Annotated in this window: 13 protein-coding genes and 1 pseudogene; 6 read left to right on the top strand and 8 right to left on the bottom strand. The window is 72.0% G+C overall.

Features of this window, described 5'->3' with window-relative positions; all coding sequences use genetic code 11:
- From AB0J72_RS46885 to AB0J72_RS46895, 3 genes are all read right to left on the bottom strand, one after another.
- The coding region (locus AB0J72_RS46885) for a biotin/lipoyl-binding protein (RefSeq protein ID WP_363412180.1) at positions 1-879 on the bottom strand (879 nt) is incomplete at its 3' end.
- Positions 880-902: 23 nt separating this feature from the next.
- The gene (locus AB0J72_RS46890) at positions 903-3125 is read right to left on the bottom strand and encodes a hypothetical protein (RefSeq protein ID WP_363412182.1); all 2223 of its coding nucleotides are present in this window, start codon (positions 3123-3125) and stop codon (positions 903-905) included.
- A gap of 91 nt (positions 3126-3216) precedes the next feature.
- Positions 3217-4137, bottom strand: coding sequence for a proline dehydrogenase family protein (locus AB0J72_RS46895; protein ID WP_363412184.1), 921 nt, complete (start codon positions 4135-4137; stop codon positions 3217-3219).
- 78 nt (positions 4138-4215) lie between these two features.
- On the opposite strand from AB0J72_RS46895, the gene AB0J72_RS46900 reads away from it, so the two are divergent.
- Together AB0J72_RS46900 and AB0J72_RS46905 are read left to right on the top strand one after the other, a co-directional pair.
- Positions 4216-4803, top strand: a complete 588-nt coding sequence (locus AB0J72_RS46900) for a CGNR zinc finger domain-containing protein (RefSeq protein ID WP_363412186.1) — start codon at positions 4216-4218, stop codon at positions 4801-4803.
- Between the two features lie 203 nt (positions 4804-5006).
- Positions 5007-5207, top strand: coding sequence for a cold-shock protein (locus AB0J72_RS46905; RefSeq protein WP_344511569.1), 201 nt, complete (start codon positions 5007-5009; stop codon positions 5205-5207).
- Positions 5208-6248: 1041 nt separating this feature from the next.
- Here AB0J72_RS46905 and AB0J72_RS46910 read toward each other — a convergent pair.
- Both AB0J72_RS46910 and AB0J72_RS46915 read right to left on the bottom strand, forming a co-directional pair.
- Complete coding sequence (locus AB0J72_RS46910) at positions 6249-7064, bottom strand: sugar phosphate isomerase/epimerase family protein (RefSeq protein WP_363412189.1); 816 nt, start codon at positions 7062-7064, stop codon at positions 6249-6251.
- A 40-nt stretch (positions 7065-7104) separates the two neighbouring features.
- On the bottom strand, positions 7105-8034 hold the full coding sequence (locus AB0J72_RS46915; protein ID WP_344511565.1) for a Ppx/GppA phosphatase family protein: 930 nt from the start codon (positions 8032-8034) through the stop codon (positions 7105-7107).
- A 44-nt stretch (positions 8035-8078) separates the two neighbouring features.
- Here AB0J72_RS46915 and AB0J72_RS46920 point away from each other — a divergent pair, with 44 nt between their 5' ends.
- Positions 8079-8912: a hypothetical protein gene (locus AB0J72_RS46920; protein WP_344511563.1), complete on the top strand. Its 834-nt coding sequence runs from the start codon at positions 8079-8081 to the stop codon at positions 8910-8912.
- A 33-nt stretch (positions 8913-8945) separates the two neighbouring features.
- Here the strand turns inward: AB0J72_RS46920 and AB0J72_RS46925 are convergent, their stop codons facing one another.
- On the bottom strand, positions 8946-9158 hold the full coding sequence (locus AB0J72_RS46925; RefSeq protein ID WP_363412191.1) for a hypothetical protein: 213 nt from the start codon (positions 9156-9158) through the stop codon (positions 8946-8948).
- Positions 9159-9250: 92 nt separating this feature from the next.
- Between AB0J72_RS46925 and AB0J72_RS46930 the strand changes: the two genes are divergently transcribed.
- Positions 9251-9898 carry an acyltransferase gene (locus tag AB0J72_RS46930; RefSeq protein WP_344511560.1) on the top strand — a complete coding sequence of 216 codons (648 nt, stop codon included), beginning with the start codon at positions 9251-9253 and terminating at the stop codon, positions 9896-9898.
- Between the two features lie 45 nt (positions 9899-9943).
- Positions 9944-10573 carry a PilZ domain-containing protein gene (locus AB0J72_RS46935; RefSeq protein WP_363412193.1) on the top strand — a complete coding sequence of 210 codons (630 nt, stop codon included), beginning with the start codon at positions 9944-9946 and terminating at the stop codon, positions 10571-10573.
- A gap of 19 nt (positions 10574-10592) precedes the next feature.
- Here the strand turns inward: AB0J72_RS46935 and AB0J72_RS46940 are convergent, their stop codons facing one another.
- Together AB0J72_RS46940 and AB0J72_RS46945 are read right to left on the bottom strand one after the other, a co-directional pair.
- Positions 10593-11276 (bottom strand): response regulator transcription factor, encoded by a 684-nt coding sequence (locus AB0J72_RS46940; protein ID WP_344511556.1) that lies wholly within the window; start codon positions 11274-11276, stop codon positions 10593-10595.
- Positions 11277-11353: 77 nt separating this feature from the next.
- Positions 11354-12400: pseudogene (locus tag AB0J72_RS46945) on the bottom strand (ATP-binding protein); the annotation flags it as partial.
- Between the two features lie 217 nt (positions 12401-12617).
- Here AB0J72_RS46945 and phoU point away from each other — a divergent pair.
- Complete coding sequence (phoU, locus tag AB0J72_RS46950; protein ID WP_344511554.1) at positions 12618-13274, top strand: phosphate signaling complex protein PhoU; 657 nt, start codon at positions 12618-12620, stop codon at positions 13272-13274.
- Positions 13275-13314 lie beyond the last annotated feature (40 nt).

Genomic DNA, 13314 nt, shown 5'->3' on the forward strand with positions numbered 1-13314 from the left:
GCCGATGCCGTGGCGTTCGAACGCGGAGCGGACGGCGATGCCGGCGACCTCGCTGATGCCGTCCCTCACCGCGACCGCCGCGCCGCCGCCGACGGCGGCGCCCGCGGTGGACCCGGCGGCGGCCGGGGCGGCACCCGCCGGAAGCGCCGCGCCGAGCAGGTCGGTGATGGACGGCGCGGCGGCGGCCGACGTGCCGCCGAGCTGGACGACGCCGCCGACGGGCGCCCGCAGCGTCAGCGCGTCGACGGTCGACTTCGCCAGGTCGTACGCGGCCTGCGCCTGGCTGCGCTGCGCCGTCGTCAGGGCGGCCATCGCCTTCGTCACGCTCGCCAGGCCCCGCTGCACGGCGCTGATGACGGCGCGGGCCGAGGCGGCCGCCTCCTGGTACGACTTCTCGGCGAAGTCGATCTGGGCGAGGAGGCCGGCCCGTACCGTGGCATCGGCGATGGCCTGCGCGGCCTTGCGCGCCTCACCGAACGCCTTCGCGGCCGCGTCGTCGGTCTTCTTCTGCGTCGCCGACAGGTTCTTGACGCCCCCTCCGCCGCCACCGGCGCCCTTGAGCGCGTCGAGGGCCTCCTCGGCGCCCCGCAGCCGCTGCTGCGCCGACGGGGAGTCCACGACGGCCAGCACCTGCCCCGCCGTCACGGTGTCGCCGGGGCGCACGGCCAGGGCCGCGAGGGTGCCGTCGGCGGCCGCGGTCAGCGTCGCCGCGGCCCGCGCGGTGACGGTGGCGGGCGCGTCGACGACCTCGACGACGTCACCGCGACCGGCGGTGCCGAGCCCGATGCCGTCGTCCTCGTCGGAGCAGGACGCGCCGGTGAGCGAGAAGACCGTCAGGACGGCGACGAGCAGCTGAACACGCGGGGGGACGCGATTCACGCCCGTAAGTCTGCCACGGGCTTTCAGGCGTGATTGCGGACGTACTTGACGCAGTCGGTGGCGACGTCGTCCCACGACACGCCGTAGGCCTTCGGGGCGGCGTCCTGCAGCGCGACGCCCTGCCTGGCGGCCAGGTCGAAGAACTCCAGCATCTTCGCCTCGCCGAAGCGCTCGACCATGCGGTTGACCGCCATGTACGCGACGCCGTACCGGCCGCTGACGTCGGCGGACGTGGTGCCCTCCGGCGGGTCGTCCATCGCGATCTCGTTCTGCCAGCGGCCGCTCTGCACGTACTTGCGCACCGACGAGACGTCGTCGAACCGGCCGCCGAGGCCCTGCACCCGCACGTACTCGGCGATGCCCTCGACGAGCCACCACGTCTGGTCGTAGGCGCGCGACACCTTCGACAGGGTCACCACGTGCGTGAACTCGTGCCGCAGCACGTCCAGGGTCTCCTTCACGTCGACCCGGTTGGCGTTGAGCACGATCTCGGTGGCCTCGGCGGTCAGCGGCAGCGCGAAGCCGGCGACCCAGCTCTCCTGCCTGATGCCGTACCAGGTGGACCACTCATCCGGCCCGGCCAGGTAGACGACGTACCGCGACGGCGGCGAGGTCCACTTCGAGTAGCGGTCGGACAGCTCCGCGGCCTTCTCGGCGGCGTTGAGCATGGTGGTGAGGCGCGAGGCGTACTTCGGCGTGGTCGCCATGATGACCCGCTTGCCGACGGCGACCCTGAGCTCGCTGCGCTCGAACGGCCGCGGGCCGAGGTCCTCGGCGGTGCCGAACTCGAGCAGCTTCACGCCGGCGGCGGTGACGCTCCACTTCGTCTTCGTCTCGAGGTTCATCGGGTCGCAGGTGGCGACGACGTAGCAGTACCGGACGTAGACGATCACGTCGGCCGTGTTGTCGCCGGCGACCTCGACCTTGTCCAGGACGCTCGGCTCCCACAGCTTCACCTGCAGCTGGCGCAGCGAGTTGAAGCGCCTGGTGAGCTCGTCGCGCAGCACCGCCGCGGACGGGTCGACCGCCGCGACGAACCCGGCGGAGTCGCCGCTGAGCAGCGCGTTGCCCTGGTCGGTGAGCGCCTGCTTGATCTTGCCGTCGACGGACGCGGGCGGAGAGGTCTTCGGGGTGCCGCTGGCGCCGGGCCGGCCGTTCGCCTGGCCGGGGCTCTTCCCGGCCGGGTCGACGCTCTGCGCGCTGCCGGCGGTCCGCTCCCGGCGCACCGTCTCGAACGCGATCGCCGCGGGCGGCGTGACGAGCACCAGCGCGAGCGCGACGAGCAGCGCCATCCGCAGCCCGGTGAGCTTCCCGCGCCGCGGTGGCTCCGGTTGGTATGGGTGTCCGGTGTACGCCTGGGGGTAGCCACCGGCGTGCGGCGGGAACATCTGCGGACCGGCCTGTGACGGCACACCGAGGTGCGGCCCGTGCTCCTGCGGCCGGTGCTGCTGCGGTACGAACGGGAACTGGCCGCTCGGATGCGCCCCGGCGGACGACGGTCCAGCCTGCCGCGGCACGACCGGAAACTGCTCCGTCGGCGCCTGGCCCGGCGGCGGCACGGCGGGGAACTGCCCCGTCGGCTGGCCCGACCGCGGCACGACCGGGAACTGGCCGCTCGGGCGCTGGACCGCCGGCTGCGGCACGACGGGGAACTGCCCGGTCGGCTGGCCCGACCGCGGCGCGACCGGGAACTGCCCGGTCGGGCGCTGGGCTCCCGGCTGCGGCACGACGGGGAACTGGCCGCTCGGGTGTGATCCGGCCGGCGACGGTCCCGCCTGGTGGGGCACGAGCGGGTGCTGGGCGGTCGGGTGCTGACCGGCCTGGGGCGGCACGACCGGGAACTGGGCGGTCGGGTGCTGGGCCGCGGGCGGGAAGGGCTCGCCGGGCATCGGCTGGCGCTGCGCCGGCGGCAGGCTGGGGGCCGGGCGCGGCTGGACGATCGGGTGCTGGCCGGTGTTGCCCATCCGCGGCGGGAACGGTCCGGCCGGCGGCCACGGCGCCACCGGCTGCGCCGACGTCCGTGGCCGCTCCTCGGCCAGCGGCTGCGGCGACGGCGAGTCCGGCGCCACCCACATCGGGGCGGCGACGGGCTCGCCGATCAGCTCGGCCGCCGCCGGCTCGGGCGCCCACTCGGCGGCCGGTCGCGGGCGGGGCAGCGGCGGGCGGGCCGGCGCGTCGGACGGCGCGGGCTCCGGTGTGGTCCCCGGTCCCGTGCGGTGCGGCGCGTCGGCTTCATCCCCCTGCATCACTGCCGGAACGTACGCGACCCGGTCAAGGCGCCGCGTCGCCCGTACGGACGAGATGCTGAGTAAGCCCGTAACCTCCCGGGATGTCGGACTAGCCGCGCGAACTGACCGCCCGGGCGAGGAAGCCGAGGTTGGCGGGGCGTTCGGCGAGGCGCCGCATCATGTACGCATACCACTGCGTGCCGTACGGAAGGTAGACCCGCACGGTGTACCCGAGTTGGGCGAGCCGCAGCTGCTCGTCGGGGCGGACGCCGTACAACATCTGGATCTCGAACTCGTCGGGGTTGCGGTCGAACCATTTGGCCCGGTCCTCGCCGATGGCGATCAGTCGCGGGTCGTGCGTGGCGATCATCGGGTAGCCGGTGCCGGACATCAGGACGTTGAGGCAGCGCACGTACGACTTGTCGACCTCCAGCCGGGACTGGTAGGCGACCGACTCGGGCTCCTTGTAGGCGCCCTTGCAGAGCCGGACCCGCGACCCGGATACGGCGAGCTCGCGGCAGTCGGCCTCGGTGCGGCGCAGGTACGACTGGACGACGGCCCCGGTGGTGGGGAACTCGGCCCGCAGCCGGCCGAGGACCTCCAGGGTCGAGTCGGTGGTGGTGTGGTCCTCGGCGTCGAGGGTGACGGTGGTGCCGGCCTCGCTCGCCTTGGCGCAGATCGCGCGGGCGTGCTCGTAGGCGACCTTCTCGTCGAAGACCTGGCCGAGGGCGGAGAGCTTCAGGCTCACCTCGGCGGCGGGGGTCAGCTCGGCGGCGTGCAGGGCGTCGAGCAGCTTCAGGTATTCCTCTCGGGTCGCCTCGGCCTGCTGGGGATTGGTGGTGTCCTCCCCCAGGTGGTCGATGGTGACGGCAAGTCCGGCAGCGACGAGCTCGTGGGTGCGTTGTAACGCGTCCTCTACGTGCTCTCCCGCGATGAACCGGCGCACGATGCTCCGGCTGACCGGGGCGGTTTCAACGATCCGCTCGACCCGATGTGAGCGGGCGGCGGCGAGGATGACCGATCTGAGCATGTGCCGAGCGTAGACAGAACCGCCCGACTCCGGTGACGCCTGGTCGCCAGTGTGGCATTTCTTGACTACCTTGGTCGGGTGGACTTCGACGCGTATGCGCGGACCGCCGTCGACATCGTCAACGCGCCGCTCGAAAGCATGCAGGATCTCGCCGCCCTGTTCGGCGAGGACAGTTGGCAGACCGCCGAGGCGACGGAGCGCGACCTGATCGCGTTCCGGCGTGCCCGGAAGCGGCTGCGGGAGGTGTTCGAGCACGGTTCGTCCGGCCGGGACGTCGCGGCGGTCGCCGAGCTCAACGCGCTGCTGGAGGCTTATCCCATGCAGCCGCGCATCTCCGGTCACGACACCCACGACTGGCATATGCACGTCACCGGTCGCGGGTCCTCGGTCAGCTCGGAGCTGCTCGCCGGTGCGGCGTGGGGCCTGGCGGTGTGGCTGTGCGAGCACGGCAGCTCCAGGTTCGGCGTCTGCGCGGACGAGCGCTGCGGCAACGTCTACCTGGACACGTCGTCCAACTGCTGCCGGCGGTTCTGCTCGGAGCGGTGCGCGACCAGGTCGCACGTCGCGGCACACCGGGCCCGCAAGCGTGCCGCCGAAACGGGCGCCACACTCGCACCGTCGCAGGTCGGGGTGGGCGAGGCCGATCGGGCGGTCGTGACCGCGTAACTGCTCGAAACGGCCACACACGCCGCCGACTTCGGCATATCTTGCGTGTTGTGGTTCGCTTTACCGCGTGCCCGACCAATCCGATTTAACGGGTAAAGTCGGACATGCGGGTAGGGCGATGTTGGGTCGTGGCACCAGTTCGCGGCGCTCGACACCGGGGTCCCGCACCGGATCACGACGCCCTACGAAGGAGAAACAGCACCATGGCACAGGGAACCGTGAAGTGGTTCAACGCTGAAAAGGGCTTCGGCTTCATCAGTGTCGACGGCGGCAACGACGTCTTCGTCCACTTCTCCGCCATCGCCGAGGACGGCTACCGCAGCCTCGACGAGAACCAGCGCGTCGAGTTCGAGATCAAGCAGGGTCCGAAGGGCCCTCAGGCCGAATCCGTCCGCAAGCTCTGACCGGCGACTTCACGGCCCGGCGCGCATCAGCGTGCCGGGCTTTTTCCTGCCTCGTCGACTCAGCCCTGCCCAACCCCTCGACCCAGGAGCGCCCACCTCGCGGCCCGCGCCCCCACCCGCTCGACCCCTCGACCTGGGAGCACCCAACCCGCGGCCCGCGCCAGCGGCCAGTGCCCCTGACCCGCTCGACCCCCCGACCTGGGAGCGCCCAACACACGGCCCGCACCAGCCCAACCTCACGGCCAGCGCCTCCCAACCCGCTCCCCCCTCACCCGACCACCTCGACCTCGCACCCACCCCAACCCACGACCTGAGAGCACCCGACCCGCGGCCCGCACCGGCCCAACCTCTCGGCCAGAGTCCCCGACCCGCCCATCCCTCACCCACACCCCCGGCCAGCGCCCACCCAACCCCTCAACCTGGGAGCGCCAGCCCTCCGTCCGCGCCAGCGGCCAGTGCCCCCGACCCGCTCAACCCCCCGACCTGAGAGCACCCAACACACGGCCCGCACCAGCCCAACCTCACGGCCAGCGCCTCCCAACCCGCTCACCCCTCACCCGACCACCTCGACCTCGCACCCACCCCAACCCACGACCTGAGAGCACCCGACCCGCGGCCCGCACCGGCCCAACCTCACGGCCAGAGTCCCCAACCCGCTCACCCCTCACCCAGATCCCTCGGCCAGCGCCCACCGAGCCCAACCAACCCCTCAACCTGGGAGCGCCAGTCCTCGGCCTGCACCTACCCAACCTCTTGACCGACGCCCGCCCAACTTCCTCGGCTTGCGCCCGCCCAGCCCATCGACCGGCGCCCGGCCAGATCCCTCAGCCGCCGGTTGCCAATCCCCGGCCGGACGAATACGAAATGTCGGTTAAGTCCGGTGCTTGCGCCGGACTTAACCGAGGCGGCCGGCCGGCGCCTGCCCGAGTGGCCTCAGCGGCGCGCCTGACAGCCTCAAGCCGGAAAAATACGAAAAGTCGGATAAGTCTGGCGCTTGCGCCGGACTTATCCGGGGGGACGGGGCGTGGGCGGTCGGGCTTGTTACACCTTGCTCGGTTCGGCGGTCGGGGTGGTGGCCAGGTGCCTGCGGGCGAAATGCAGGGACTCCGCCAGGTCCGCCTCGCGTTCGGCGCGGCTGCTCGCCTTGCGGGTGCCGACCTCGACCGCGACCGACCCGGTGAACCCGCGCCGCTCCAGCGACCCCAGCAGCTGCGCGCACGGCTGGGTGCCCCGGCCGGGCACCAGGTGCTCGTCGCGGCCCTTGCCGGTGCCGTCGCCGAGGTGCACGTGGGCCAGCCCGGCGGCCATCGTGTCGGCGAGCCCGATCGCGTCGGTCCGGGAGGCCGCGCAGTGCGAGAGGTCGAGGGTGTACGCGTCGAAGCCGGTGATCGTCGGATCCCAGCCCGGCGCGTACGGGACGAACTCCCGCCCGACGCCCCGCAGCGGGAACATGTTCTCCACCGCGAACCGGATGCCGGGGAACGACTTGCCGAGCTTGGCCAGGCCGCTGCTGAAGGTCCGCGCGTAGTCGCGCTGCCAGGCGAACGGCGGGTGCACCACCACGACCGGGGCGCCGAGCGTGTCGGCGAGCACCGCGGCCCGCCGCAGCCGCTCCCACGGGTCGGGGCTCCACACCCGCTGGGTCACCATCAGGCACGGCGCGTGCACCGAGCCGACCGGCACGCCGTAGTGCTTCGACAGGCCCGCGAGCGCGCCCGCGTCCTGGCTCACCGCGTCGGACCAGACCATCACCTCGACGCCGTCATACCCGACGGCGGCCGCCATCTCGAACCCGGCCGCGGTCGGCTCGGGGAAGACGGACGACGTGGACAGCAGCACCGGCACTCGACGACTCACTCCCCCAGGCTAGCCCCAGCCGGGTAACGTCTCCCGTCGATCAACTCGACTCCAGCACTTCCAGCCGGCGAAGAATCACCCCTTCGCGCAGCGCCCAGGGACAGATCTCGACCTCGTCGATCCCGAGGGTGCGCATGGTGACCTCGGCGACGACCGCCCCGGCGAGGATCTGGTGGGCGCGGCCCGGGCTGACCCCGTCGATCTCGGCCAGGGCCGCCGACGGCATCCGCCGGATGAACGACAGCACCTGGTGCAGCCCCACCCTGGTCAGCTTCCGCGGCGCCCGCGGCCCCGCGGACGACGGCGCGGCGCCGGCCAGGCGGGCCAGGGTCCGGAACGTCTTCGAGGTCGCCACCGGCCGGTCCCAGCCGGCCTCCATCAGCCGCTTCGCCGGCCTGGCGATCTCGGCCTCGGCGTATTCGCACAGCGCCTCGACGGAGGCCCTGGCCGGCGGGTCGCCGTCGAGGCGCTCGCGGGTCAGCCGACCGGCGCCGAGCGGCACGGACAGCGCCACGTCGGGCTCCTCGTCGATGCCGGTCGCCAGCTCCAGCGAGCCGCCGCCGATGTCCATGACCAGCAGCCGCCCCGCCGACCAGCCGAACCAGCGGCGCACCGCCAGGAAGGTCATGATCGCCTCGGCCTCACCGGACAGGACCTGCAGGTCGACGCCCGTCTCCTCGCGGACCCGCCGCAGGACCCGCGCGGAGTTCTTCGCGTCCCGTACCGCCGACGTCGCGAACGCCAGAAGGTCGTCGGTCTCCAGGGCGGACGCCGCGTCGCGGGCCTCGGCGCACGCCGCCACCAGGCTGTCGGCGCCGGCCTTGGTCAGCTCCCCGTTGGTCCCGATCTTCTCGGCGAGCCGCAGCTCCGCCTTCTGCGAGTGCGCGGGCCACGGATGGGCGCCATGGTGCGCGTCGACCACCAGCAGGTGGACCGTGTTCGAGCCGACATCCAGCACACCGAGCCGCATCCCTTCACCGTAATGCCGCGACGGGGACGCGTACCCTTCACCAAATGGAGATTCACGTCGCGGTCGACGGCACCGGCGAGCCAGAGACGCCGCGCGACCTTGAGGTCGATCTCGACTTCCCGCGGGAGTTCCTGGAGTTCACCGACCCCGCGGACGCCGACCACCTCGTGCGCGCCGACCTCACCTGGCTGCTGTCGAACTGGACCTGCGTCTACGGGCAGGGCTGCCACGGCATCATCGAGGGCAAGGCCGAGGAGGGCTGCTGCTCGCACGGCGCGTTCTTCACCGACGACGACGACGAGAAGCGGGTCCGCGCCGCCGCGAAGCGCCTCACCCCGGAGCACTGGCAGCACTACCGCCGCGGCTTCAAGAACTACACCGAATGGGACACCATCGACGGCGAGTCGAAGGCCCTGCGCACCGCGACCCGCCCCGGCGCCGGCTGCGTCTTCCAGAACGACACCGACTTCGCCGGCGGTGGCGGCTGCGCCCTGCACGGCCAGGCCCTCCGCGACGGCGTGCACCCGCTGGAGTACAAGCCCGACGTGTGCTGGCAGCTGCCCGTACGGCGGGACCAGGACTGGCGCAAGCGCCCCGACGGTACCAAGGTCCTCGTCTCCACCCTCGGCGAGTTCGACCGCCGCGGCTGGGGCGAGGGCGGCCACGACCTGCACTGGTGGTGCACGTCCTCCCCCGAGGCGCACGTCGGCGCGAAGCGGCTCTACCAGGAGTACGAGGCGGAGCTCGTCGCCCTCATCGGCCGCGCCGCCTACGCGAAGCTCGCCGAGCTGTGCGCGGAGCGCGCCCGGCAGGGCATGGTCGCCCCTCACCCGGCGACGACGGTCGCCCTGACCCTGCTGCCGACCCGCAAGTCCTGACTTCAGCCAATAGCCAGGACCAGCGGCCGGGGTTCAGTCGTCGTCGGAGTTGGACTGCGAGCGGATGCGGCGGGACCTCGCGAAGAGGGAGTAGCCCACAGCGGTCATGGACAGCCCGATGAGGATGCTGGGAAGAGCCTCGGCCCAGCCAGTGCGGGCGATGGCGGTCCAGGTCGAGCTGATCGCGAGGATCACGCCGACCAGCATCATGAGCGTCCCGGCGGGGCCGGAGTTGAAGCTGCGCACCCCTGGAAACGCTACGGGTCGCGGGGTGTCCGGTGTGTGACAACGCCCGAACCCGACGGCCGAACCGGCCCGCGGTGCAATAGGTTCATCCGGTGACCGAAGAGATCTTCCCCGGGGTTGAGCTGGGTGAGGGCACCGTGGTGGAGCCAGGTGCGCGGATCGGGGTGCCGCCGCGCGGCGCGGCGCCCGGCGAACTGCCGACGATCATCGGGCCGGGGAGCCGGATCAGGTCCGGGACGGTGATCTACGCCGGGGCGCGGATCGGGGCCCGGTTCCAGTCCGGGCACGGCGCGATGATCCGGGAGAACAACGTCATCGGCGACGGCTGCTCGGTGGGCACCAACGCGGTGCTGGAGCCGGGCAACCGGATCGGCGACGGCAGCCGGGTCCACTCGCACTGCTTCCTGGAGAACGTGACGCTCGGCCGCCGGGTGTTCCTCGGCCCGGGCGTGGTCTTCACCGACGACCCGCACCCGCCGTGCCCGCGCTACGACGAGTGCGTCGGCGGGGCCACGGTCGAGGACGACGCCTCGATCGGCGGCAACGCGACGATCCTGCCCGGTGTCCGGATCGGGGCCCGGGCGCTGGTCGGCGCCGGGTCGGTGGTGACCCGGGACGTGGCCCCGGACACCGTGGTCGCGGGCAGCCCGGCCCGCGAGAAGCGCAAGACGTCGGAGCTGGTCTGCGCCCCCGGTCACTTCGCGAAGCCGTACGAGTGGCGCGAGGCACTGGACTCGTAGCACCCCGGCACTCAAGTCGGCGGCCGATCGGCCGAACGTGTAGTCGTGACCCTGCCCGCGATCAACGCTCTGGTCGACGTGGTGCTGATGGACGGCGAGGCCTATCAGTCCCGCGTCGAGGACATGACCGGCAAGCGGCTGACCGTCGCCGCGCCGTTCGGCGTCAACGGCGCCGACATGCCGAAGCTCGGCACCTCCGTCGAACTGGCGTGGGTGGCGGGCGACCGGCGGCAGGCCGTCGACGTCCGGCTGGTCGAGCTGAGCAAGGAGCAGCCGCCGCGCTGGAGCCTGGAGGCCGTCAGCGCGGTGCGGCTGCAGACCCGGCGCAACTACGTGCGCGGCGGGGGCGGCGAGAACGTCGAGGTCGGCAAGGACGGCACCGTGTTCCGCGGGCGGGTCATCGACCTGTCCGAGGGCGGCGTGCGGTGCCGCCTGCACGAGGACCGCTTCGAGCGCGACGACCGGGTCGACCTGCGGATCGCGCTCGACGACGAGACGATCGCGATCCGCGGCACGGTGCTCTTCGTCCGCCGCGACCCGGAGAACGACGCGTTCGACGTCATCATCACGTACGAGACGTCCGAGCACATGGGACGGGCGATCCGCGGCTACGTCCTGCGCCGCGAGATGGAGGAGCGCCGCCGGGCCCGCGAGTCCGTCGCGAACGCCGGGTGAGCCGGGGCCCGGCGGCTTCCTACGGCTCGAACTTGTAGCCGAGGCCGCGCACGGTGACGATGAAGCGCGGCGCCGACGGCTCCGGCTCGATCTTCGAGCGCAGCCGCTTGACGTGCACGTCGAGCGTCTTCGTGTCGCCGACGTAGTCGGCGCCCCAGACCCGGTCGATCAGCTGGCCGCGGGTGAGCACCCGGCCGGCGTTGCGCAGCAGCAGCTCGAGCAGCTCGAACTCCTTCAGCGGCAGCTGGACCGCGTCGCCGGCGACGGTGACGACGTGCCGGTCGACGTCCATGCGGACCGGGCCCGCGGACAGCGTCGGCGGGGCCAGCTCGCCGACCGTGTCGACCTGCCGGCGCAGCACGGCGCGGATGCGGGCGACCAGCTCGCGGGGCGAGTACGGCTTCGTGACGTAGTCGTCGGCGCCGATCTCCAGGCCGACCACCTTGTCGATCTCACTGTCCCGCGCCGTGATCATGATGATCGGCACGTTGGACTTGGTCCGCATCTGGCGGCAGACCTCGGTGCCCGACATCTCCGGCAGCATCAGGTCGAGCAGGACGATGTCCGCCCCGGTGCGGTCGAACTCGGTGAGGGCCTCGGTGCCGGTCGCCGCGATGGAGACCTCGAAACCTTCCCTGCGGAGCATGTACGACAACGGGTCCGAAATGGACTCTTCGTCCTCGACCACGAGTACGCGCGCCAACGTGCTGTCCTTTCGTAGTTGCCGGGGAGCCGCACTGCGCTGCGAACCGCGGGTCTGATGTTGCGATTGGGTCACAATCATGGGGTGCCTCCGATCTCAACGGACAGCGGTAGCGCCAGCGCGGCATCTGTCGGACGCGCGGGGAGCCGCAAGGTGAACGTCGAGCCAACTCCGACCGTGCTGACCACGTCGACCCGGCCGCCGTGGTTGGTCGCGATGTGCTTGACGATCGCCAGGCCGAGGCCGGTGCCACCGGTCGCGCGGGAGCGGGCCCGGTCGGCCCGGAAGAACCGCTCGAAGATCCGGTCGATGTCACGCGGCTCGATGCCGATGCCCTGGTCCTCGACCGCGATCTCGACGTAGCTGGCGTCGGCGTCCGTCAGGACCCGGGTCGCCAGGCTGACCGTGGTGTTCTCCGGGGAGTAGGCGATCGCGTTCTCCACCAGGTTCACCACCGCGGTGACGAGCTGGTTCTCGTTGCCGTAGACGGTCAGCCCGCGGGTGCCCCGCGACGCGACCTCGATGTGCTTCGCGGAGCCGGGCGTCTTCGTCCGGTCCAGCACCTCGGCAATGATCTTGTCAACCTCGACGGGCTCCGGCTCCGGCAGGGGCTCGGCGCCCTGCAGGCGCGACAGCTCCAGCAGCTCGGAGACGAGCCGGCCGAGGCGGGCCGACTCGTGCTTGATCCGCTCCGCGAACCGGATCGCGGCCGCCGGGTCCTTGTCGGTGGCGTCCAGCAGCGCCTCGGCGAGCAGCTGCAGGGCGCCGACCGGGGTCTTGAGCTCGTGACTGACATTGGCGACGAAGTCGCGCCGGACCCGGGCGACCCGGTGCGCCTCGGTGACGTCGGTCGCCTCGATCGCGACCCGGCCGCCGTCCAGCGCCACCGCCCGCACGTTGACGCCGAGCGGGTCGCCGTGGGTGAGGCGGGGCAGGTCGAGCTCGACGACGCGGGTCACCCCGTTGCGCCGGACCTGGGTGGCGAGGCTGCGCACGATGGTGTGCGCCTCTTCCGCCGCGCCCTGGCGCTGCCGGACCAGGCCCATCTCGCGGGCAGCCGCATTGACCAGCACAGGCCGGTCGGTGTCGTCGAGCACGACGACACCGACCAGGAGGGCGTCGAGGATCTCGGTCATGGCCGAGCCCATCGCCGCGCTGTCGGCCTTCGACTGGCGGAACTTCCAATCCACGACCCGATGGTAGGAGGTCGCTTACCCGACGGACGGTGGTCCAGGGCACGAAACGGGCTCACATCACCCAGTGTTCACCCTCGCGCGGGATGAAGTTCACCGGATGCGCCGGTGCGGGACCTACCGTGAGGGACACCACGATAGGAGAACCATGCGCGACGAATACCGTGCCGACCTGCTGCAGGTCAACCGTCTACTGGTTTCGATGGCGGACGCCGTCCGCAGCGCGATGATCCGTGCCACGAAGGCGCTGCTCACCGCCGACCAGACCGACGCCGAGGAGGTCGTGGCCCGCGACGCGGAGGTCAACGCCCTCTACCGGCTCGTCGAGGACAAGGTCTACGACCTCTGCGCCCGCCAGGCGCCGGTCGCCTCCGACCTGCGGGTCGTGCTGACCGCGCTGCACCTCGCGGCGGACCTCGAGCGCATGGGCGACCTCGCCGACCACGTCGCGAAGACCGCCCTGCGCCGGCTGCCCGAGGTGGCGGTGCCGGAGCCGCTGATCGCGACGTTCGAGGAGATGGGCACGGTCGCCGACCGGATCGCCGGCAAGATCTCCCGCGCGATCTCCAACCTCGACGTGGTCGCCGCGGGCCAGCTGGACCGCGACGACGACGAGATGGACCGGCTGCACACCAGCCTGTTCGAGACGATGTTCGGCCCGAAGTGGACCGAGAGCACGCAGGCCGCGGTCGACACCGCGCTGCTGGGCCGCTTCTACGAGCGCTACGCCGACCACGCCGTCAACGCCGGCCGCCACGTCGTGTTCCTCGTCACGGGCGAGTCGTTCGACTCCACGCAAGCCTGAGACCCACGGGAAGAGGGGGCCGCGGAAGCGGCCCCCTCTT

This window comes from Dactylosporangium sp. NPDC049742 (assembly GCF_040674675.1).
Lineage (GTDB): Bacteria > Actinomycetota > Actinomycetes > Mycobacteriales > Micromonosporaceae > Dactylosporangium > Dactylosporangium maewongense.